A 20,248-nucleotide genomic window follows, 5' to 3' on the forward strand; every position below is an offset into this window, starting at 1 on the left:
CCGTTCCTCCCTGAGGCCGACCAACCAACGATGCGCGCATCAAGCTTATCGTTCGGTCAAGTCAGCCCGTTGAAATCGTGCCCGCCAGCGGCGGCGTACCGTCATCGTCACGGAACGGCGGGCCCATCGTCAGATGCTGCTCCCCCGTCACCGAAGTATCCCGCAAATTCATCCCCGAGCGCGATCCCTGGCGCGGCATCTCAAGCGCGCCAAGGCTGTTCAGATAGGCGTCGGTCCCGCTCGTGCGGTCATAGACCGGGAAATCGACCGAGCGGTCGCGGAAGCTCTTCAGCACCTGCCCAAGCCCCTTGATGCCGGTCTCACGCTGACGCCGTACAAGATCGAGGTCGATCTCGATCGGGAACATGTCCTCTTGCCCGGCGGACTGGTGCAGCACCGTGGCCGAAGGATCGACCACGCAGGATCGCCCGTTGCCACCCGCGCCAAGCCCGTTCACGTCGAAAACGTAGCATTGGAACTGCGCGGCGGTAGCCCGCGCGATGGCCAGTTCGGCGTCGCGGTCGGCCGTACCCGTCAGAACCGGATGCAGCAGCACCTCAACGCCCTGCGCGGTCAACTGGCGCGTGGTTTCCGGGAACCAGATGTCATAGCAGATCGACAGGCCGAACCGCCCCACCCCCGGCACGTCGAAGACGCAAAACTCGGTCCCGGCCTCGACCTCGGTCTCATAGGGCCGGAACGGAAACATCTTGCGGTAGCTGGCCACGATCTCGCCCGCCGGGTTGATCACCGCCGAGGTGTTGTAGATCTTCCCATCCTCGGCACGTTCGAACATCGAGCCGGGGATCAGCCAGATATTGTGCTTGCGCGCGGCCTCCTGGAACTGGCGCAGACTGTCGTTATGGAAAGGCTGCGCGAATTTCGGCAGCGGCCCGAAGGGGGCAAGTTCGGAGAACAGCACCATCTGCGTCCACGGGAACCGCGCCATCAGAATGTCGAGCCGGTGCAGCATGCCATCTGTGTTGGGATGCAATGCGTTGACGTACATCTGCACACCGGCAATCGCGAAGGGAGTCATCTCGGTTCCTGCTCTCACTTGTTCAGCCCCCCTTGACGGGACCGCCGCACTGCCTAGCACCGCACAACGTGAATGGAAACAGGCGAGCGGCGCACCACCCGGTCGGCGTTGGACCCGACCAGGAACTCGCGTACGCGATCCGGTGCATGGCTGGCCATCACGACCAGATCGGCGCCGGAGCTGTCGATATACTCCAGGATCACCTCATGCACGCGCCCTGCCCCGACATGGCTGATTGCCTTCACCTGTGCCGGAACCTGCTCGGCCACCATGGCCTCAAGCTTGGCCTTGGCCTTGGCCAATGTCTTCTCAAGATAGCTTGACGGGAACTCGCTCGCGACCAGCGCCGAGCCATAATTCGGCACCACCGCGAGGATATGCAGCGTCGCCCCGGGCGCCTTGGCGAAGTTGATCGCCACCGGCAGCGCCTGTTTCCACGAGGCTTCGTGCTCAAGGTCGATCGTCAGGAGGATGGTCTTGTACATGGCGCCCTCCTCAGGCTTTTGCCGTGCGCGGCTTTGACCCGCGCCCGCGTTGCATCATCACGACCAGTGCCAGCAGCAACAGCGCGGGCAGGAACATCCAGTACTTTGACGGCACCGAGACGGGTTGCAGCACGCGCAACACCTCCTGGTCCCAATCCAGACCCGCCCGTTGCGCGGCCGAACCGTAAGCGACATCGTCGATGATCATCCGCTCACCGTCCTGCCGCAGCGCGATCCCCGCCGCGGCCAGACGATCCTCTCCTGTGGCTTCGTCGCCCATCGGAACAAGGGCCACGAATTCAATCGGGTCGCCAAGATCGTTGACCCCCGCCACCCGGACGCGCAGATCCTCGCCTTTCGGCGTTGAGGCGGCAGCGACGCTTATTTCGGCCGGGGCGGCCTCGGTATAGGGCGGGAAGATCATGTCCATCCAGAAACCCGGGCGAAACAGCGTGAAGGCGATCAGAAGCAGCAGCACCGTCTCATGGATGCGGTTGCGCGCCAGGAACCAGCCCTGTGTCGCCGCGGCAAACAGCAGCATCGCTATTGTCGCAATCACGAAGACAAAGACACCCTGCGCCATCGTCACGTCGATCAGCAGAAGCTCGGTGTTGAAGATGAACAGGAACGGCAGCGCGGCGGTGCGCAGCGAGTAGAAGAAGGCCACGACACCGGTCTTGATCGGATCGCCACCCGATACTGCGGCGGCGGCAAAGCTGGCAAGCCCCACCGGCGGTGTCACATCGGCCATGATGCCGAAGTAGAAGACAAACAGGTGCACCGCGATCAGCGGCACGATCAGGCCGTTCTGCTGCCCGAGCGTCACGATCACTGGCGCAAGCAGCGCCGATACGACGATGTAATTTGCGGTGGTCGGCAGGCCCATGCCAAGGATCAGCGACAGGACGGCTGTCAGCACCAGCATCGCCAGCACCTTGCCGCCCGAGAGCACCTCGACCACATCGGCCAGCGCCGAACCAACGCCGGTCTGACTGACGGCGCCCACGATGATGCCTGCGGTCGCGGTCGCGATACCGATGCCGATCATGTTGCGGGCACCGGTCACAAGGCCGTCGATCAGGTCAGTGAACCCGCCCGAGATGGCCGCCCCCAAGGCACCCTCCCCCCGCAGGATCGCCATCAGCGGTCGCTGCGTGATCAGGATGAAGACCATATAGGCCGTGGCCCAGAAGGCCGAAAGGCCGGGCGACAGGCGATCCACCATCAGCGCCCAGACCAGCACGACAACCGGCAGGATATAGTGCAGCCCCGCGCGCACGGTCGGCCCCGGCAACGGCAGCTTGCTCACCGGCGCGTTCGGGTCGTCCAGACGCAGCGGAGCCTCACGCGAGGCAACCCAGAGCAGCGCCACATAAACCGCCGTCAGGAAGCCGAAGATGATATAGCCCGCCGCCTGCGGGAAGGCCGGGCGGATCCAGCCCATCCCGTAATAAACGGCCAGCGACAGCGCGCAGATCGCGGCGATCGTAAAGGCGATGCCGATCAGACGCTGCACGATGGGCTTGGGCGTATAGGCGCGCGGCAGGCCCTCCATGCCGGCCTTCATCGCCTCGAGATGCACGATATAGACCAGCGCGATGTAAGAGATCACCGCAGGCAGGAACGCGTGGCGCACCACATCGAAATAGGGAATGCCCACATACTCGACCATCAGGAAAGCCGCAGCACCCATCACCGGCGGCATGATCTGGCCATTGACCGACGAGGCCACCTCGACCGCGCCCGCCTTCTCGGCCGAGAAGCCCACCTTCTTCATCAGTGGAATGGTGAAGGTGCCGGTAGTGACCACATTCGCGATGGACGAGCCCGAGATCAGCCCCGTCATGGCCGACGATACAACCGCCGCCTTGGCAGGCCCGCCGCGCATGTGCCCCATCAGTGAAAATGCGACCTGAATGAAGTAGTTCCCCGCCCCGGCCTTATCGAGAAGTGAGCCAAACAGCACGAAGAGGAACACGAACGAGGTCGAAACCCCAAGCGCGATGCCGAACACGCCCTCGGTGGTGATCCACTGGTGGTTCACGATCTCGGACAGGTTGTTGCCCTTGTGCGCGATGATGGCAGGCATATGCGGGCCCAGCACCGTGTAGGCCAGAAAGACCGCAGCGACGATCATCAGCGCGGGGCCAAGCGCGCGGCGTGTCGCCTCGAGCAGGATGACGATACCGGCCACCGAAACCACGAAATCCTGCATGATCGGCGCGCCCACGCGCGAAGAGATGTCGCGGTAGTAAAGATACAGGTAAAGCGCCGTGGCCGCGCCCACGATGGCCAATGCCCAGTCCCACGGCGGGACATGATTTTTGGGGGAACCCATCAGGATCGCTGCGACCACCGCGATGGAGATCAGCGGAATCCACCAGACCGGAGTTCCTTCTTTCGCCGAGATGAAGAACAGCAGCCCCAGGATCAGCGGCACCGCCACGCCCAAAACGACCTGAACGCGCGTCTGTGCTGCGGGGAAGGCCGCGAAGGCAAGGAAGATCGCAAAGCCAAGGTGGATCGAGCGCGCCTCGGTGTCGTTGAACACGCCAAAGCCCACCATGAACGGGATCGGCGAGGCGATCCACAGCTGGAACAGCGACCAGGCCAGCGCGACGATCATCAGGAAAGCGCCGACCGGACCGGTCGATCCGCGCGCGCCGGTATCCGAGGACGCCACGAGTTCGTCGAGTTCTTCCTGACTCAACGTCCCGACCCCGGGCTGATCTGCGCCCATTCCACCGGCTTCGTGATGATCGTTCTGTGCCATGAAGTCCCCCAGTCCCTACGGCGCGCCCTTGCCAGGTCATTGCCGAGTGCTCGACGCGCGCACCATCCGCGCGCTGCGCCTGAAAGGGCCGCCCCACCGTAAGCAGGGCGGCCCGAGCAGCTTACATCCAGCCGCGCTCGGTGTAGTACTTGATCGCGCCCGGATGCAGCGGGGCGGACAGACCGTCCTTGATCATCTCTTCTTCCTTGAGATTGGCAAAGGCGGGGTGCAGGCCCTTGAAGCGGTCGAAATTGTCGAACACTGCCTTGACCACGGCATAGACCACATCATCGGGCACATCGGCCGAGGTGACGAAGGTGGCCTTCACGCCGAAGGTCTCGACGTCATCGGGCGTGCCGGCATACATCCCGCCGGGGATCATCGCCTTGGCGTAATAGGCATTTTCGGCCACAAGCTTGTCGATCGCCTCGCCGGTTACCGGAACCAGATTTGCCTCGACGGTCGAGGTCGCCTCCTGGATCGAGCCGTTCGGGTGGCCCACGGTGTAGATGATCGCGTCGACCTTGTTGTCGCCCAGAGCTGCGGCCTGCTCGGCGGGCTTGAGCTCGGATGCCAGCGCGAAATCGCCGTCGGTCCAGCCCATCGCGTTCAGCACGACCTCCATGGTCGCCCGCTGACCCGAGCCGGGATTGCCGACATTGACGCGCTTGCCCTTGAGGTCTTCGAAGCTCGCGATATTCGAGTCCTTCCGGGCGACGACGGTGAAGGGCTCACCATGCACCGAGAAGACGGCGCGCAGCTTGTCCACCGTCTTGCCCTCGAACTCCGAGCTGCCGTTGAAGGCGTGATACTGCCAGTCGGATTGCGCAACGCCCATGTCCATATCACCCGCCGCGATGGCGTTGATATTGGCGATCGAGCCGCCGGTCGAGGGCGCGGTGCACTTGAGGTTGGTCGTCGGCGTGTCGCGGTTCACCAGCCGGCAGATCGACTGTCCGACCACGAAATACACGCCGGTCTGGCCGCCGGTCCCGATGGTGATGAACCGCTCCTCGGCGGCGGCAGTGGTCGCAAGCGCCATGGCACTGACGAACGAGAGTGTCTTGAGATATGTCATTTTTCAACTCCGTGTCGCTAACTGGACATTTGACCCGCGGATTCTTGTTGCCCCGCTGAATCACTCCTTCGCCGAACCGGGTCCGGCCGATCGGGCCGCGCGCAGACGCCTCGACGGGCGTCTCCTACATGGGCCACAGGATACCTTCGCTCAGGCTGCCCCCACACAAGGGCGATGCGCCCAACTGCGAAACCGGGAACGGTCGCATAGAAGGAGGTAAAGTGTCATGAAAGCGTAGTTCCGTTTAAAATAGTAATCAAGCTTGTTCGGAAATCTCTTCGCGTTAGACTTCAGTGAATCCAGTTCACAACAGCCCATCATCAGCCCGCGAGAAGTCAGCCGGGGGACCGCCGTGCCCGTTCCAGCAAAGCAACCCAATCTCGATATCGGCCATCGCCTTCGGGCGGTGCGCACGCAAAAGCGATGGTCTCAGCGCGAACTCGCACGCCGCTCCGGCGTCACCAACGGCTTGATTTCACAAATAGAAACAAACCACTCATCGCCATCTGTCGCATCGCTCAAACGTATTCTGGACGCGATCCCGATGAGCCTGGCAGAGTTCTTCGGCCCCGACATTGAAGACCGGGAACAGATCTGCTTCCGCGCGAGCGAGTTGCTTGCCGTTGACCCTAAGATGGTCTTTCGCAACGCGCCGCAAGCGGCAAGAATCGCCCTGCATCAGGTGGGCGCAGGCTCTAACCGAATGCTGCAAATTCTGCACGAGCGATACGAACCCGGAGCCGACACCGGCGTGGAAAACTACAGCCACGACGGGGAGGAAGGGGGATTCGTTCTCTCGGGATGGATCGAGTTGACCGTCGGCGAAGTGGTGAACGAGTTGGGCCCAGGCGATGCCTATCTCTTTGACAGCCGTGTCCCACACAGGTTTCGCAACATCCGCGACGAGGTCTGCATCCTGATCTCCGCCTGCACCCCGCCAAGCTTCTAGGCGCGCGGGCTTTACGCGCGCATAACCGGTCGCCTTTGTGATCAGGATCGGGGCCGCCTCGACCGGCACGATCTCGTCGGCAACACTCCGGTCGCCTGTGGCGCCGCGCGATGACGCAAGCGGGCGGGTTCGGCGGCTGTCGCCCGACGCGGCGCTGCCAGTGGCCAATATCTCTCTGCCGACCAACCCGCAATGGAAACAGTCAAGCGCCGGGGCGGCGTTTCGGGCCAACTATCGTAACGCGCGCCAACCTCAACGAGCGGACCTATCGCCAGGGCTGGCCCGTTTGACCAATGTCATGGCCGGCGCATGCGCGATGCGCGATCACTTGCGCGACAGGCCATCGGCGGAGCGATTGACAGCCCCCGCCGGTCGCGCAAGATAGGAAACCATGCGCCAGATCGTGCATCTTCTCGTTATCGGGCTGGTCTTGCTGATCGGCTCCGTGCAGCTGGGGGCTCCGGCTGCCGCGATGAGCCATGCACAGGCGATGGCCGCAGTTTCAGATATGGCCGACTGCCCCTCTTGCCCGGATTCCCATCATTCCAAGATGCCGAGCGCCCCCTGCCCCCATGCCGAGGCCATGCTGTCCGCGCCCCTGCCCTTTGCCCCGGCGCTGACGCTGCGCCGGGCGGACCTGCCGCTTGAACTGCGGCACGGCGACCGGCCCTGGCCCGCGGCGCATGAGCCAGCGCTGGACCTGCCTCCACCACGTTCCTGACCGATCTCACACCGACGCGCGACCGCCAGAGGCGCCCGCGCCCGCTTGTTTGCGCCCCTTTGCGGGCCCTGATCGAATTGGAACCTACGATGAAGAAATACCTTGTTGCCGCCGCAGCCCTGGCCATTGCCGGAGGCGCCTATCTGGCACTCGGCCCCGGCGGTACGCCCGATGTTCAGGCCAAGGCGCCTGCCGAAGGCGATCCGATGGTGGCGGTCTCGCTCCCCGACAGCCTCTCGCCCAATGCCCAGATAGGGCAGCGCGCCTTCGATGCCGTCTGCGCGGCTTGCCACGGCGCGAATGCTGGCGGCAAGTTGGGCATCGCGCCGCCGCTGATCCACGTGATCTATGAACCCTCGCACCACGGCGACATGTCCTTCCTTGCCGCTGTGCAAAACGGGGTGCGCGCGCACCATTGGAAGTTCGGCGACATGCCCCCGGTCGAGGGGCTGACCCCCTCCGACGTGGTCAACATCGTCGCCTATGTGCGCGAGGTGCAGCGCGCCAACGGCATTCAGTAACACTACAACACGCCGGTAGTCCGCCAGACGGGCTGCCGGCGCATCAGCCCACGAAATGCCGCGTCGCGAGCGAGAACAGCTCGGCCTGAGAGGCGATGCCAAGCTTGGCATAGGCCTTGTGGCGGTGAACCTTCACCGTGCCTTCGGAAATACCCAGATAAGCCGCTGCAGAGGGGGTTGAGTGCCCCTGAAGGATCAGGCGCACGATCTCGGCCTCGCGCGGGCTGAGGATATCCGCGCCGAAGCTTTCCAGCCGGTCCTCAAGCAGCCCTGCGGGTGCGGTCTCGGGCTTGCCACCCCAGTGGCGCAGTACGGCGGCGGACAGGATCGGGAAGATCTGGCGCAGTTGCATCAGTTCCTGCTCGTTGAAGCGTGTCTGGCGCACCCCGCGCGCCAGCGAAACGATGATCCAGTCACTCCCGCGCTCGCGGATCAGCAGGCCCACTTCATCGCCGATACGGATGCTGCGATAGAAGGCGCGGTAGTATTGCGAACGGTAGAAGGCCTCGGGCGCGAGGTCGAGCAACCGATAGGCACCCGGCGCGCTGCCCCCCTTGCACGCCAGGTAAAGCGGGTCGAGCAGATAGGGCCCGGTGGCGTAGAACTGCACGGTGATCGCCGCCTGCACATCGTCGAGATCATGAAACAGCGAGACTGGCGGCTGATTGGCCGGGTAGCGCGTCGCGATCAGAGAATCAAAGCTGCAGATCGACCTGACAAGCTGCCGGAAAGCCGTCGGGAACCGGTCAGAGCCAAGCGACTCGAACAGGGCCGCCACTGCCTGGATGCGGCCGTCGTCAAGAGTTAGAACTTTGTTTTCCATCGACATTCCTGCGTGGCCGCGCTGAACTTATATATCCAAAGGTATATATCTATACCCGAATTTACCAGCATATGCATTCTCGGCCAATCTCTTCGGATGCCAATTTGAACCGGGAGTGAGATAAATGGCGAAGGATTCCAGCGTTAACCCCTCGACGGGCGATCAGGCCTTCACGCGCCTGTCGGATCGCGGCACCGTGACCGAGGCCTCCTATGCGGGTGCGCTGAGCTTCATGCGTCGTCGCTACACGCGCGACCTGAGCACCGCGGATGTCGCGGTCATGGGGGTGCCGTTCGACCTGTCGGTCTCGAGCCGCTCGGGCGCCCGGCTTGGACCGCGCGCTGTGCGTGCTGGCTCGGCCCATATCTCGTGGTCGGCGCCCTGGCCATGGGAGCAAGACCCCTACGAGCAGCTTTCGGTGGTGGATTACGGCGATTGCCGGTTCGACTCGGGCTATCCCGCGAACGTCCCCAACGAGATCGCCGACGAGGCGCGGGCCGTCCTGGCCACCGACACGGCGCTGCTGTCGATCGGCGGGGATCACTTCATCACCTACCCGCTGCTGAAGGCACACGCCGAGAAACACGGCGGCCCGCTAAGCGTGATCCAGTTCGATGCGCACAGCGACACCTGGGCCGATGACGAAGGCCGCATCGACCACGGCACGATGATGTTCCACGCGGTGCGCGACGGGCTTGTCGATCCGGCGCGGTCGGTTCAGGTCGGCATCCGCACCCACAACCCCGACCCGCTTGGCTTCAACATCATCGACGCCATCGAGATGCATCAGACCGGCCCCCATGCCGTAGCCGAGAAGATCCGCAAGATCGTGGGCGACAACAAGACCTATGTCACCTTCGACATCGACGCGCTGGAACCCGCCTCGGCGCCGGGCACCGGCACGCCGGTCATCGGCGGCCTCAGCCCCTATCAGGCGCAAGAGACGCTGCGCCGCCTCGCAGGCATCAACGTGATCGGCATGGATATCGTTGAGGTCGCCCCTGCCTATGACGTGAGCGACATCACCGCGCTTGCGGCCGCCACCCTCGCCAATGACCTGCTGTGCCTCTACGCCGCCGCGCGTAAACAGCACGGCTGACCCCACCGGGAGAACAAGACTATGTCCAACAGGAGAACCCCACTCACGATCACCACCCTCGCGCTGGCTATTTCCGGCGCGGGGAGCGCACAGGCCGGTGACCTCGCAATCTACAACTGGGCCGACTATCTCGGCGAAACCTCGCTTTCGACCTTCGAGGCGGAGACTGGCACATCGGTGACGCTCGACTATTTCGACTCGAACGAGATCCTTGAGACGAAGCTGCTGACCGGGGCCTCGGGCTATGATCTGGTCTTCCCCGCCGCCTCGAACGCCGAGCGCGAGTTTCAGGCGGGCGCGCTGCTGGCCATCGACCCCGCGCGGCTGAGCAATTACGCGAACCTCGATCCCAATATTCTTGCCGCGCTCGACAAGGTGCCGGGCGGGCGGCAGCTGGGCGTGCCCTACACCTGGGGCACGATCGGCATCGCCTATAACCCCAAGCTGGTCGCCGAGCGCATTGGCGATCAGGACATGTCCACCTGGGATGTTCTCTTCAACCCCGAGATCGCCTCCAAACTGGCCGATTGCGGCATTGCGATGCTCGACTCCCCGGTCGAGATGGTCTCGGTCACGATGAACTACCTCGGGATCGACCCCTATTCGAACGATGCAACCGATCTGGAGCGGACCCAGGCGGCGCTGAGCGCGGCCTCGGATCACATCCGCTATTTCCATAACCAGAAGGCCACCAACGATCTGGCCTCGGGCGATGTCTGCATGGCGGTCATCTACAGCGGCGATGCGGGGATCGCGCAGGCCCGCGCGGCCGAAAGCAACAACGGCGTCGAGGTGCTCTACACGATCCCCAAAGAGGGCACGCTGATGTGGATCGACCTCATGGCGATTCCGAGCGATGCGAAGAATGTGGCCGAGGCCTATGCTTTCATCGACCACATGCTGCGCCCCGAGATGATCGCCGAGGTGTCGAACATGCTGTTCTTCGCCAATGCGAACGAGGCCGCCAACGCCCATGTCGATCCGGCGATCCTGAGCGATCCGGGCATCTACCCCGATGCAGAAACGCTGAACCGGCTGTTCCCCGACAAGAGCGTGGACGCGAAGACCCTGCGCAACCGAACGCGCCTTTGGACCTCGGTGAAATCTGGCATCTAGTCACGAAAACCCGCGAAGGGCGCATGGCCAACTACTGCGCCCGAGCAACTCCCGGCCCCAAGGCCGGGACTTTTTTTCCGGCATCGCGATAGGCCCCCGGCGACTGGCCGGTCCAGTTCCGGAAGGCGCGACGGAAGCTGTTGGGCTCCTCATAGCCCAGAAGACCGGCGATCTGGTCGATCGAAAGATCGGAATCGCTCAGATACTTGCGCGCCCGCTCCTCGTTGAAACGCGCCTTGACCTCGCGAAAGGATGTGCCCTCGGCGCGCAGCGCGCGCTGCAACGTGCGCGGCCCGACAGACAGCATCCGCGCGACGCCATCCTCGGAGGTATCCCCGGCAATCAGTTGCAAGCGAAGGAAATTATCGACCGTGTCGGCCACGCTGCGTAGCGGCGACAAGCCCATCAGCGCAGGCAGGTCGTCAATCAGGAGCCGCGCCCCGCCAACCACCGGTTGGGGGTTCGGGCGCATCAGATCTTCCATGCGAAGCGCAAGCGCCGACATATCGGCCCCGGTCCGGATCGGCGCGCCGATCAATGTCTCCATATCGTGCAGACGCGCATGAGGCGCCCCGGTCAGTTCGATCCATTCGGGCGCCCAGTCGTCGCCCAGAAAATGCCGGATGGCATGACACACCACAAGGATCGCGCCTTCATCGAGATGCCGGTGACCGACGACCGAGGACAAGCCGGAGCAGAACGAAATCAGGATCTTGCCATCTTGCGCACTGGTCCGGATCGACGAACCGGGATGCAACAGCGGCAGGGCCTGCTGACTGCGAAACAGCGCCGAAACCAGCGTCGGCGCGCCAAGCACGTAATCGGCGTAGGGCCCGTAGGCGGAATAGTCGAACGCATTGCCCAGACGCGCGCCAAGATGCCGATCGCCCACCGCGCGGGCTACCTTTTCCAGCACGATCGCCTCGATCGCATAGGGCAGAAATCCGCTGACCTCCCGAAGCACCTTGCGGCTGACGCCCGCAGATCTGAGCGCCCGGTCCACCACCGAGGGCGATGTCATCCGGTCGAGAGCGGAAACCAAATGCTTCAATTCAATAATGTTCACCAGCGGGGCAATCATGCGCGAAGTTTGTCGCAAAATGATCACCGACGCCATGCCAAAATTCGCGCAGGAAGGCGGATGGGCGGCAATAAACCCATGACGCAGCGTGATCAGGGTGCCACGATTGTATCCGCGCGCAGCGCTCTGCATTCCCGTAGAAATTTGGAGGACTCCATGCGGCCATCATTCATTGTTTATCTGACAATTTCAGCAGTTTCTGTCGCCGGCGCCGCAAATGCCCAGTCGGCATCGGACTGGCAGTGGCAGGCAACGCCCTACGCATGGATGTCGGGCCTCAAGGGGAATGTCGGAACTGTCGCGGGGCTACCGCCAACCGAGGTGGACATCCCCTTCCGCGATATCCTTGACGATCTCGATTTCGCCGGGATGTTCATGGCAAGCGCGCGCAACGATCCTTGGGTGTTCTACCTCGACTCCACCTATGTCAAAACCTCGACAACCGAAGCGCTCGGCGGGGTCGTGTTCGACAGCATCGGGATCCGGAGCAAAACGACGACCTTCGCGCTGGCGGCCGGTCGCACGGTTGCAAGCTCGCCCAAGGGGCACCTTGACGCCTATGTCGGCGCCCGCGCCTGGTGGCTGAGCAACAGCTTCAAGCTGCGCGGCGTGAACGGCGGCACCACCAGCCAGACCGAGAAAGCCTCGTGGGTCAATCCGCTGATCGGTGTTGCCGGGCGCTATCGGGCGGATGATCGCTGGACGCTGTTCGGCGCGCTTGAGGTCGGCGGCTTTGGCGTAGGGGCCGATAGCGAATGGTCGGTGCTTGCCGGCGCTACCTACTCGGTCTCTGACAGCTTCGGCGTGTCGATGGGATGGCGCCACATGGAGGTCGATTACGACAAGGGCGGTGTTCTGTTCGATGTCGAACAGTCCGGCCCGGTTCTCGGCGCTACTTTCCGCTTCTAAGGACGGGAGAGCACGCTGCACGTTTTCACCCGCCTCTCGAAACTGGCGCTTGGTGTTGCGCTGGCTGTCGTTCTGCTTGGCGGCGGCGCCCGCGCGCAATCGACAGACGCACAGGGCGACGCGGCCGTCATTCCGGTGACGCTCGACAGTTTCCTGCGCGCCGAGACTGACCACATGTTCCGCGTTTCGATGCAGATGCAGGGCGTTCAGGTCAGACAACCGGTGCATCTGCGCGAACCTACGACCGCCCAAAACCAGACGGTCACCCGCAGCAAGCAGGACGGGCTTTATTCCTCGGTCATCTTTGACCGGCCGAAACCGGTGAGGTTCACCCTGCCCGAGATCGGCCGGCGGTATATGTCGACGCATGTGATCGATCAGGATCTCGACATGCTCGTCGACGTGAAGCCCGGCACCTTTGCCGCGCAGGACAAGATCACGATCGAGGGCGGCGGCCTCGGCCCGTTCGAGGCGCCCGACTGGGATACCGAACGGCTGGCAGTCGCGCGCAAGGCGCTGAACGACATCGCATCGCTCGACCTCAGTTCGGACTATGCCATTGGCCGCAAGGAAGAAGCGCGCCCCGAGATCCTCGTCGGATCGTGGAAGTTCCCGACCATCGTGCCCGCAAGCTGACCCAGGCAGATATCTGAAAGGAATTGACCATGAGATCGTTTATCCGGGCGGCCGCAATCGCGCTGACGCCCCTGATCCCGATGACCGCGCAGGCGGATGAAACCTCGGATCTGGCACAAGAGCTTGCCAACCCGATCGCCGCCATCATCTCGGTGCCGCTGCAGTTCAACTATGACGAGAACCTCGGCCTGAATGGCGACGGCACGCGCAAGACGCTGAATCTTCAGCCTGTCGTGCCCTTCGCGCTCGACAATGGCGCGACGATCGTCACGCGGACCATTGTCCCCTATATCTGGCAAAAGAACGTCATCCCCGGCACGTCGCAGAGCGGTCTCGGCGACATCATGCTGAACGCCTGGTATACGCCAGCCAATCAAGGCGGCCTGATCTGGGGCGTGGGTCCGATCGTGCGGATCCCGACCCGCACGAACGTGTCCTCCGACACCTGGGCCGCGGGCGTGACCGGCATCGCCTTGAAACAGAGCGGGCAGTGGACCGTGGGCGCTCTGGCGAACCATCTGTGGGATCTGGAAAACAATCCCAAGACGCCGACCAACGCCACCACCATCCAACCGTTCGTCTCCTACACCACGGCAAGCGCGTGGAGCTACTCCCTCCAGACCGAAGCCACCTATGACTGGGAGAGCGAGCAGTGGTCGATCCCGATCAATGCCTCGGCCTCGAAACTGGTCATGATCGGGGGCAAGCCCGTCAACCTTATGGGCGGCATCGGCTACTGGGCAGACTCGCCCACCGGCGGCCCCGAGGACTGGCGCCTGCGTCTCCAGGCCCAATTCGTGTTTCCCAAGAAATAAGCCACCACTGCAATCACGCTTGAGAAACACGGCAAAGCCCCCGGTGCTGTCTGCCCGGGGGCTTTGATTTACCTTTTGGTCGCGCGACAGTGAATTGTGTCGCAAAATGATTGACGTCATCATGGCATCCTCGAACGCGGATCGCTTCAGGGCTCGGTGTTTTCGTGAATCGGAGGCGTCGGTCCTGCGCTATTCGTTGAGGACAACCCCGTTCGCGACCAAGACGGACGGGAGAGAGTAATCATGTGTCCCACCCCGACGAGGGCGGATCGGGCACCGAGTGAAAGGAAGTACCATGCGGAAGACGGCATATATCGGTATGTTGGCGTTGATCGGGTTCGTGGCTGGTTGCACCAACGACCAAGGGATCAATGCCGCCACGGGCGCGCTTGCCGGTGCAGCTGTTGGCAGCCAGATTGGCGGCGGCAAGGGTTCGACCGCTGCAACGCTTGCCGGGGCAGCGATCGGGACGGCGATCGGCGCCAACGCGACGCCCACCAACAAGGTGTGCACCTACCGCAACCCGCAGACCGGCGCGCTCTACGAAGCCCCCTGCAACTGATTCAGGCCTCGGCGGCGACGTGCCGCCGAGGGGCGCGCCAAAGCGGTCGCGCCGCTCACCCGCCGCAGGTCACTCTGCGGCGGGTTTTCTTTCGGGCCGAAAGCCCCCAGCAGTTTCGCCCCTGCACTAGGCTTCTCTGAGCGTTTGCGAATCGCAACCACGCCGGTTCGCACCGCCTCCAAGGCGATTTCACGCCATTCGAGCGCCGGGGCGCCCAGACGGGGCCGCCCGCGTCAATGCGCCGCATGACAACCCGTCACCCCGACTTCTGCCAAATTGGCAGGATCGCGCCGCGCTATCTTGGCCGGGCCGCGCAATGCCGCGACGCAGCGTGCCAAATTGGCAGCCCAGAATCCCCCACGCAAGCCAGTCAAGACACTGTATTTAAAGACTTAATACTCATTCGCGCATGATCTTTTGCTAAGGTCTCGCTGCCAGCCTGGACCTCTGAATACAAAGGCCGGGCCCCAGCGAAAGTGAGTGCAATGACCTGTCCTGCGGCCAACCCGAAATCGACCAAGCCCAAACAACTCATCCGGTCTCTGGTGATCACCGGTCTCGCATCAGGCCTCGGTATAGCCGTGGTTCCCGCAGCACATTCGCAGGACGCGACCGGATTTATCGCCGGTGTCGCATCAAGCGCGCGCCCCGAGGGTGCACCGGCCATCGTGCAATTCACGCCCGACGCCGCCTGGCAGGAAAACGCGATCCACGGGATCGAGACCCCGGTCCCCCCGACCATCCTCGCATGGCTCGACGATCAGGGCGCCTGGTTCAACCCCTTCATCCATCCCGGAATGACCGGGCCTTACGACCTGCGGCACTGGCACGACATCGAATGAGAGCGGCGCGCGGCGCTGCCCATCCGGGGGGTTCCCCGGGCAACAGGCCCTGACGGGCAACCCCGTGAGCGGCCATCACCAAGGAGAGTGAAATGAAAGCTATGGTTAAGGGAGCTCTGGCCATCCTGCTGTGCGCTGGCGCCGTCGGCGGCGTGGCACTGGCCGACAGCATGTCGGGTATGAGCGGTATGTCCGGTATGGGCGGCATGTCGGGCATGTCCGGTATGGGTGGCATGTCCGGTATGAGCGGAATGTCGGGCATGAGCGGTATGGCCGGCGGCGAAGGCGTCTGCGTGCAGTGGACCTACGCACCCGCAATGCAAGGCATGAGCGGCATGTCGGGAATGTCCGGTATGGGCGGCATGTCCGGTATGGGCGGCATGTCGGGCATGAGCGGCATGGGTGGTATGTCCGGTATGGGCGGTATGTCGGGCATGAGCGGCATGGACGGAATGTCCGGTATGGGCGGTATGTCGGGCATGAGCGGCATGGGTGGCATGTCCGGTATGGGCGGTATGTCGGGCATGAGCGGCATGGGTGGCATGTCCGGTATGGGCGGCATGTCAGGCATGAGCGGCATGGGTGGCATGTCCGGTATGAGCGGAATGTCGGGAATGAGCGGCATGGGTGACGGCTGGGTCTGCACCTCGTTCATGGCCAAGTAACCCACGCCTTGCCAATCGTGGGAGGCGTTTGCGCCTCCCGCACCTCCTCTTGCACGGATAGCCTGCGATGACGAAACTCGAATCCATTCTCGGTCTGGCATTCGGCGTATTGCTCGGTTCCACGTCGCTGGTGGCTTTGAATGCCGTCGGCGCCTTGCTTTACTCGATTTCAGTTGATGAACCGGCCAGCGCGCCTAAGGCGACGGCCGAGGCCGCGCCGTCCCAAAACGCATCAGACAGCGCCCCGGCACCGGCCGAGGCACAGATCGCCGCGCTCGACCCCGAGGCTGGCGCCAAGGTCTTCAAGAAATGCGCCGCCTGCCATACGGCGGATCAGGGCGGCGCCGCTCGCACCGGTCCGAACCTCTGGAACATCGTCGCGCGTCCCGTGGCCTCGGCTGCGGGCTTTTCCTATTCCGAGGCCATGCAGGGCCAGGCAAATGAGGTCTGGAGCCCCGAGCGGCTCGACCAGTATCTGACCAAGCCAAAAGAGATGGTCCCCGGCACCTCGATGGCCTTTGCTGGCCTGTCCAAAGCCGCTGATCGGCACAACCTGATCGCCTGGCTTGCCGCCCAGAGCGATGCGCCGATTGCTCCGGGCGATCTGCCCTTCGCGCAGTCAGATGCGGCGTCATCCGAAGCGCCGGCCGCGACCGAGGCACCCGCCCCCGAGACGCCCGAGATCGCGCAAACCCCGTTCACCAACCCGCCCGCGCCGAGCGCCGAGCAGGAAGCCGAGATCGCCGCGCGTGTTGCGGCCCTTGAGGCCGAGGTTGAAGGCCTCAGCTACGACGAGGCGCGCTATCACCCGATCCATTTCCCGCCGCGCATCGAGACGGCCTCGAACGCCGAATGCCTCGTGTGTCACCAGGAAATCACCGATGCCAAGCCGCGCGAGGAAAGCCCCGCCGGGGTGAAGGCCGAGACGAGCCTGGCCTGGTATCAGACGCTGGATACCTACAGCGGCCCACAGGCAGATCTGCATTGGCGCCACCTGCAAAGCGATTTCGCGCAAGAGGTGATGAACCTGCAGTGCAATTTCTGCCACCAGGGCAACGACCCGCGCGAGGAAAGCCCCGACATGATGCCGGGCCGCCCCTTCTTGAGCGCCTCGGCCAGCCCCGAGTTCACCAACCGCAAGATGGTCAACCCCGAGACCACCTGTCTGCGTTGCCATGGCGCGATGCCCGACCCGGTCGAGATCATGGGCCTCGGCGGTCCGTGGCACGAGGTGCGCGGCGATATGGAAGACCCCACCGATCCGGCGACCGCGAATGGCTGCCTGAGCTGCCATAACGAGTTGTTCCGCACCAACCGGCACAACGTGAGCTACCTCAACGCCGCCAATATCGAGGCACTGGCGCAGGAGGTCTCGTCGGACACCTGCTACGGCTGCCACGGCGGGCGGGCCTGGTATCGGATCTCGTATCCATATGCGCGGCACCCCTGGCCCGGAATGGACCCCGAGACCCCCGCCTGGGCTACTGACCGCCCCACCGCCTCGGACGAGAAATACCGTCTGCCCGAAACTGCCGAGTGAAGGAGAGCAGAACCATGACCACCCGGTTCAACCCCGCAGCCTGGACGCGGCTGTTCACCCCCACCCGGCGCCAGTTTCTGCAAACCGCCAGCGCCACCGCGGCCACTGCGCTGGTGATGCCCGCGGGTGCGCGCAAGGCCAATGCCTTCGCCTACGAGCCCTATCCGCGCGACGACGATCTTGAGACCGTCGTGACATCCTGCGCGCATAACTGCGGCTCGCGGCACATGTTGGTGGCGCATAAGAAGGGCGACGTGATCGTCCGTCTGTCCACCGACAACGGCACCTATCAGGGCGATGCCTATGGCACCGATACCGAGGAGAAGCCGCAGTTGCGCGCCTGCCTGCGCGGGCGCAGCTACCGCTCGCGGCTCTATTCGCCCGAACGGCTGCTGTATCCGATGAAGCGCGTGGGCAAGCGCGGCGAGGGCAAGTTCAAGCGCGTGAGCTGGGATCAGGCGCTGACCGAGATCGCCGAGCGCATGGTCTATCTGCGCGACAAATACGGGCCGCAGGCCCTGCTGGACCAATCCTATGCGGGCGCCTCTTACGGGGTTCTGCATAAATCCGACCAGATCGAGGGGCTGTTGGGCCGGTTCCTGGGTATGTTTGGCTGCCGCACCTCGAGCTGGTCGGTGCCCTCTTATCAGGGCACCACATTTTCAAGCCGGATGACCTTCGGCACGATCGAAGATGGCAACGAGGATGACGCCTATGCGCATTCCAAGCTGATCATCATGTGGGGCTGGAACCCGGCTTATACCTTCCACGGCGGCAACACGTTCTACTACATGCGGATGGCGAAGCAGCGCGGCTGCAAATTCGTGCTGATCGATCCGCAATATACCGACTCGGCCGCCGCCTATGACGCCTGGTGGATCCCGATCCGCCCGAATACCGATGCCGCGATGATGGCGGGCATGGCCTATCATATCTGGGATCAGGGCTGGCACGATCAGGGCTTCATCGACCGCTTCGTACAGGGCATGGATCCGGGCACGACGCCGCAATGGGCCTATCAGCGCGGCCATGAAAGCTTCAAGGAATACATCCTTGGCACCAATGACGGCGTGCCGAAGACGCCCGAATGGGCCGCCGAGATCTGCGGCGTGAAGGCCGAGGATATCCGCAAGCTGGCCGAGATGTATGCCACCACCAAGCCCGCCGCGCTCAAGGCCAGCTGGGCGCCGGGGCGCAATGCCTATGGCGAGCAATATAACCGCATGGCCGCAGCGCTTCAGGCGATGACCGGCAATATCGGCATCCTCGGCGGCTGCGCCGAGGGCGTGGGCAAGGCCTGGCACTCCGAGGCGGTGGCCTATCCCTATGACCAATATGCCAACGTCTGGTATGCCTCGATCAAGTCCGACCGTTGGGCGCATATCGTGCTCAATTACCCCAATGTCACCCGGCAGGAGGCGGGGCTGTGGCCGCGCAGCGACCAGTTCGACGGGGTGGTGCCGAACATCCGCGGCATCTTCTGGCAGGGTTCGGACTGGTTCAACCAGCTGACGAACATCAACAAGGAGATCGCGGCGATCCGCAAGCTCGATGAGCAGGGCGAGGGCGAAAGCCTTCTGGTCTGCTCGGACAGCACGATCACGCCGACCGGCATCTGGGCCGACTACCTGCTGCCCATCGCCACCCATTTCGAGCGCCACGATGTCGCCCTGCCCTGGTACAAGGGACATTACTACATCCACCGCCCGAAGGTCATCGAGCCCCTCGGCGAGAGCAAGACTGACTTCCAGGTCTATACCGAGCTTGCCTGGCGCCTTGGCTTCGGCCCGGCCTACAACCCGAAGGCCGCGCGCGACTATTTCGACAATCCCGATGCCACGGACGAGGCCTATCTGGTCGATTGGTGGCACAAGGTGCAAGACCACCAGCATGTCGAATGGAGCTGGGAAGAGTTCAAGAAGCGCGGCGTTTACAAGTTCATCCTGTCGCAGCCGCATGTCGCCTTCCGCGCCCAGATCGAGCAGGGCCTGCCATTCCAGACCCCCTCGGGCAAGATCGAGATCCTGTCCTCGCAGCTGGCGCAGATCGACGACTGGACGCGCACGCAATACGGCTACGAGATCCCCGCGATCCCGAAATGGATCGAGCCTTGGGAAAGCCTCAACCATCCGCTGACCGAGACCTATCCCTTCCACCTGATCAGCCCGCATCCGCGCTGGCGCACGCACTCGATCTTCAACAACATCCCCTGGCTGCGCGAGACCTTCAGTCAGGAAACGACGATGAACGCCGCCGATGCCAAACGGATGGGCATCAAGCATGGCGACATCGTCGAGCTGTGGAACGATCGCGGTCGCGTGGTGACGCCGGTCTATGTGACCGAGCGTTGTATGCCCGGCGTTCTGGTGCTGCATGAGGGCGCCTGGATGGATCTCGACAAGGATGGCGTGGACCGCGCGGGCAACCCGGACTTCCTGACCAAGGACGATCCCTCGCCCGCCGGGGCCTTCGCCTACAACACGGTGCTGTGCGACATCCGCAAAACCGACCTGCATCACCGCCCCGGATGGGATCAGCTGGCCACGGCGCGCTCCCATGTCTTCCGGCGCGATCAGTAAAGGGGGCAAACCATC

19 protein-coding genes are annotated in these 20,248 nt (G+C 63.5%); 13 read left to right on the forward strand and 6 right to left on the reverse strand.

Annotated elements, in window-relative coordinates; all coding sequences use genetic code 11:
- Positions 1 to 61 precede the first annotated feature (61 nt).
- The 4 genes from N3C64_RS14535 to N3C64_RS14550 form a co-directional block, all read right to left on the reverse strand.
- Positions 62 to 1,039: a carbon-nitrogen hydrolase family protein gene (locus N3C64_RS14535; protein ID WP_218629494.1), complete on the reverse strand. Its 978-nt coding sequence runs from the start codon at positions 1,037 to 1,039 to the stop codon at positions 62 to 64.
- 53 nt (positions 1,040 to 1,092) lie between these two features.
- The gene (locus tag N3C64_RS14540; protein ID WP_260015000.1) at positions 1,093 to 1,524 is read right to left on the reverse strand and encodes a universal stress protein; all 432 of its coding nucleotides are present in this window, start codon (positions 1,522 to 1,524) and stop codon (positions 1,093 to 1,095) included.
- A 10-nt stretch (positions 1,525 to 1,534) separates the two neighbouring features.
- A complete protein-coding gene (locus N3C64_RS14545) occupies positions 1,535 to 4,297 on the reverse strand; it encodes a TRAP transporter permease (protein ID WP_260015001.1) in 2,763 nt (920 codons plus the stop codon).
- Positions 4,298 to 4,418: 121 nt separating this feature from the next.
- Positions 4,419 to 5,375: a TAXI family TRAP transporter solute-binding subunit gene (locus tag N3C64_RS14550; protein WP_218629491.1), complete on the reverse strand. Its 957-nt coding sequence runs from the start codon at positions 5,373 to 5,375 to the stop codon at positions 4,419 to 4,421.
- 262 nt (positions 5,376 to 5,637) lie between these two features.
- On the opposite strand from N3C64_RS14550, the gene N3C64_RS14555 reads away from it, so the two are divergent.
- From N3C64_RS14555 to N3C64_RS14565, 3 genes are all read left to right on the forward strand, one after another.
- Positions 5,638 to 6,324: a cupin domain-containing protein gene (locus N3C64_RS14555; RefSeq protein WP_260015002.1), complete on the forward strand. Its 687-nt coding sequence runs from the start codon at positions 5,638 to 5,640 to the stop codon at positions 6,322 to 6,324.
- Positions 6,325 to 6,715: 391 nt separating this feature from the next.
- Positions 6,716 to 7,045: a hypothetical protein gene (locus N3C64_RS14560; protein WP_218629490.1), complete on the forward strand. Its 330-nt coding sequence runs from the start codon at positions 6,716 to 6,718 to the stop codon at positions 7,043 to 7,045.
- Positions 7,046 to 7,134: 89 nt separating this feature from the next.
- Complete coding sequence (locus tag N3C64_RS14565) at positions 7,135 to 7,566, forward strand: c-type cytochrome (RefSeq protein WP_260015003.1); 432 nt, start codon at positions 7,135 to 7,137, stop codon at positions 7,564 to 7,566.
- Between the two features lie 43 nt (positions 7,567 to 7,609).
- Here the strand turns inward: N3C64_RS14565 and N3C64_RS14570 are convergent, their stop codons facing one another.
- On the reverse strand, positions 7,610 to 8,389 hold the full coding sequence (locus N3C64_RS14570; RefSeq protein ID WP_260015004.1) for a helix-turn-helix transcriptional regulator: 780 nt from the start codon (positions 8,387 to 8,389) through the stop codon (positions 7,610 to 7,612).
- A gap of 124 nt (positions 8,390 to 8,513) precedes the next feature.
- On the opposite strand from N3C64_RS14570, the gene speB reads away from it, so the two are divergent.
- Positions 8,514 to 9,488, forward strand: coding sequence for an agmatinase (gene speB, locus N3C64_RS14575; protein WP_260015005.1), 975 nt, complete (start codon positions 8,514 to 8,516; stop codon positions 9,486 to 9,488).
- Between the two features lie 21 nt (positions 9,489 to 9,509).
- Positions 9,510 to 10,604 carry an extracellular solute-binding protein gene (locus N3C64_RS14580; RefSeq protein WP_260015006.1) on the forward strand — a complete coding sequence of 365 codons (1,095 nt, stop codon included), beginning with the start codon at positions 9,510 to 9,512 and terminating at the stop codon, positions 10,602 to 10,604.
- A 31-nt stretch (positions 10,605 to 10,635) separates the two neighbouring features.
- Here the strand turns inward: N3C64_RS14580 and N3C64_RS14585 are convergent, their stop codons facing one another.
- Complete coding sequence (locus N3C64_RS14585; RefSeq protein ID WP_260015007.1) at positions 10,636 to 11,670, reverse strand: helix-turn-helix domain-containing protein; 1,035 nt, start codon at positions 11,668 to 11,670, stop codon at positions 10,636 to 10,638.
- Positions 11,671 to 11,841: 171 nt separating this feature from the next.
- On the opposite strand from N3C64_RS14585, the gene N3C64_RS14590 reads away from it, so the two are divergent.
- The 8 genes from N3C64_RS14590 (at position 11,842) to N3C64_RS14625 (ending at position 20,233) form a co-directional block, all read left to right on the forward strand.
- Positions 11,842 to 12,594 carry a porin family protein gene (locus tag N3C64_RS14590; RefSeq protein WP_260015008.1) on the forward strand — a complete coding sequence of 251 codons (753 nt, stop codon included), beginning with the start codon at positions 11,842 to 11,844 and terminating at the stop codon, positions 12,592 to 12,594.
- Between the two features lie 135 nt (positions 12,595 to 12,729).
- Positions 12,730 to 13,230 carry a DUF1254 domain-containing protein gene (locus tag N3C64_RS14595; protein WP_260015009.1) on the forward strand — a complete coding sequence of 167 codons (501 nt, stop codon included), beginning with the start codon at positions 12,730 to 12,732 and terminating at the stop codon, positions 13,228 to 13,230.
- 29 nt (positions 13,231 to 13,259) lie between these two features.
- Positions 13,260 to 14,045: a transporter gene (locus N3C64_RS14600; protein WP_260015010.1), complete on the forward strand. Its 786-nt coding sequence runs from the start codon at positions 13,260 to 13,262 to the stop codon at positions 14,043 to 14,045.
- Between the two features lie 295 nt (positions 14,046 to 14,340).
- Positions 14,341 to 14,607: a glycine zipper 2TM domain-containing protein gene (locus N3C64_RS14605; protein WP_218629481.1), complete on the forward strand. Its 267-nt coding sequence runs from the start codon at positions 14,341 to 14,343 to the stop codon at positions 14,605 to 14,607.
- Between the two features lie 476 nt (positions 14,608 to 15,083).
- The gene (locus tag N3C64_RS14610) at positions 15,084 to 15,449 is read left to right on the forward strand and encodes a hypothetical protein (protein WP_260015011.1); all 366 of its coding nucleotides are present in this window, start codon (positions 15,084 to 15,086) and stop codon (positions 15,447 to 15,449) included.
- A gap of 92 nt (positions 15,450 to 15,541) precedes the next feature.
- Positions 15,542 to 16,114, forward strand: a complete 573-nt coding sequence (locus tag N3C64_RS14615) for a hypothetical protein (protein WP_260015012.1) — start codon at positions 15,542 to 15,544, stop codon at positions 16,112 to 16,114.
- A 67-nt stretch (positions 16,115 to 16,181) separates the two neighbouring features.
- Positions 16,182 to 17,654: a c-type cytochrome gene (locus tag N3C64_RS14620; RefSeq protein ID WP_260015013.1), complete on the forward strand. Its 1,473-nt coding sequence runs from the start codon at positions 16,182 to 16,184 to the stop codon at positions 17,652 to 17,654.
- A 14-nt stretch (positions 17,655 to 17,668) separates the two neighbouring features.
- Positions 17,669 to 20,233: a molybdopterin-containing oxidoreductase family protein gene (locus tag N3C64_RS14625; protein ID WP_260015014.1), complete on the forward strand. Its 2,565-nt coding sequence runs from the start codon at positions 17,669 to 17,671 to the stop codon at positions 20,231 to 20,233.
- Positions 20,234 to 20,248 lie beyond the last annotated feature (15 nt).

It is taken from the genome of Sedimentimonas flavescens, assembly GCF_025154035.1.
Classification (GTDB): Bacteria; Pseudomonadota; Alphaproteobacteria; order Rhodobacterales; family Rhodobacteraceae; genus Rhodobacter; species Rhodobacter flavescens.

What these genes read in the sequence shown, in the direction of transcription:
- N3C64_RS14605 (WP_218629481.1), top strand. Translation starts at nt 14,341, where the DNA reads ATGCGGAAGACGGCATATATCGGTATGTTGGCGTTGATCGGGTTCGTG.
- N3C64_RS14560 (WP_218629490.1), top strand. Translation starts at nt 6,716, where the DNA reads ATGCGCCAGATCGTGCATCTTCTCGTTATCGGGCTGGTCTTGCTGATC.
- N3C64_RS14600 (WP_260015010.1), top strand. Translation starts at nt 13,260, where the DNA reads ATGAGATCGTTTATCCGGGCGGCCGCAATCGCGCTGACGCCCCTGATC.
- N3C64_RS14545 (WP_260015001.1), bottom strand. Translation starts at nt 4,297, where the DNA reads ATGGCACAGAACGATCATCACGAAGCCGGTGGAATGGGCGCAGATCAG.
- N3C64_RS14625 (WP_260015014.1), top strand. Translation starts at nt 17,669, where the DNA reads ATGACCACCCGGTTCAACCCCGCAGCCTGGACGCGGCTGTTCACCCCC.
- N3C64_RS14535 (WP_218629494.1), bottom strand. Translation starts at nt 1,039, where the DNA reads ATGACTCCCTTCGCGATTGCCGGTGTGCAGATGTACGTCAACGCATTG.
- N3C64_RS14540 (WP_260015000.1), bottom strand. Translation starts at nt 1,524, where the DNA reads ATGTACAAGACCATCCTCCTGACGATCGACCTTGAGCACGAAGCCTCG.
- N3C64_RS14615 (WP_260015012.1), top strand. Translation starts at nt 15,542, where the DNA reads ATGAAAGCTATGGTTAAGGGAGCTCTGGCCATCCTGCTGTGCGCTGGC.
- N3C64_RS14580 (WP_260015006.1), top strand. Translation starts at nt 9,510, where the DNA reads ATGTCCAACAGGAGAACCCCACTCACGATCACCACCCTCGCGCTGGCT.
- N3C64_RS14570 (WP_260015004.1), bottom strand. Translation starts at nt 8,389, where the DNA reads ATGGAAAACAAAGTTCTAACTCTTGACGACGGCCGCATCCAGGCAGTG.
- N3C64_RS14550 (WP_218629491.1), bottom strand. Translation starts at nt 5,375, where the DNA reads ATGACATATCTCAAGACACTCTCGTTCGTCAGTGCCATGGCGCTTGCG.
- speB (WP_260015005.1), top strand. Translation starts at nt 8,514, where the DNA reads ATGGCGAAGGATTCCAGCGTTAACCCCTCGACGGGCGATCAGGCCTTC.
- N3C64_RS14590 (WP_260015008.1), top strand. Translation starts at nt 11,842, where the DNA reads ATGCGGCCATCATTCATTGTTTATCTGACAATTTCAGCAGTTTCTGTC.
- N3C64_RS14620 (WP_260015013.1), top strand. Translation starts at nt 16,182, where the DNA reads ATGACGAAACTCGAATCCATTCTCGGTCTGGCATTCGGCGTATTGCTC.
- N3C64_RS14565 (WP_260015003.1), top strand. Translation starts at nt 7,135, where the DNA reads ATGAAGAAATACCTTGTTGCCGCCGCAGCCCTGGCCATTGCCGGAGGC.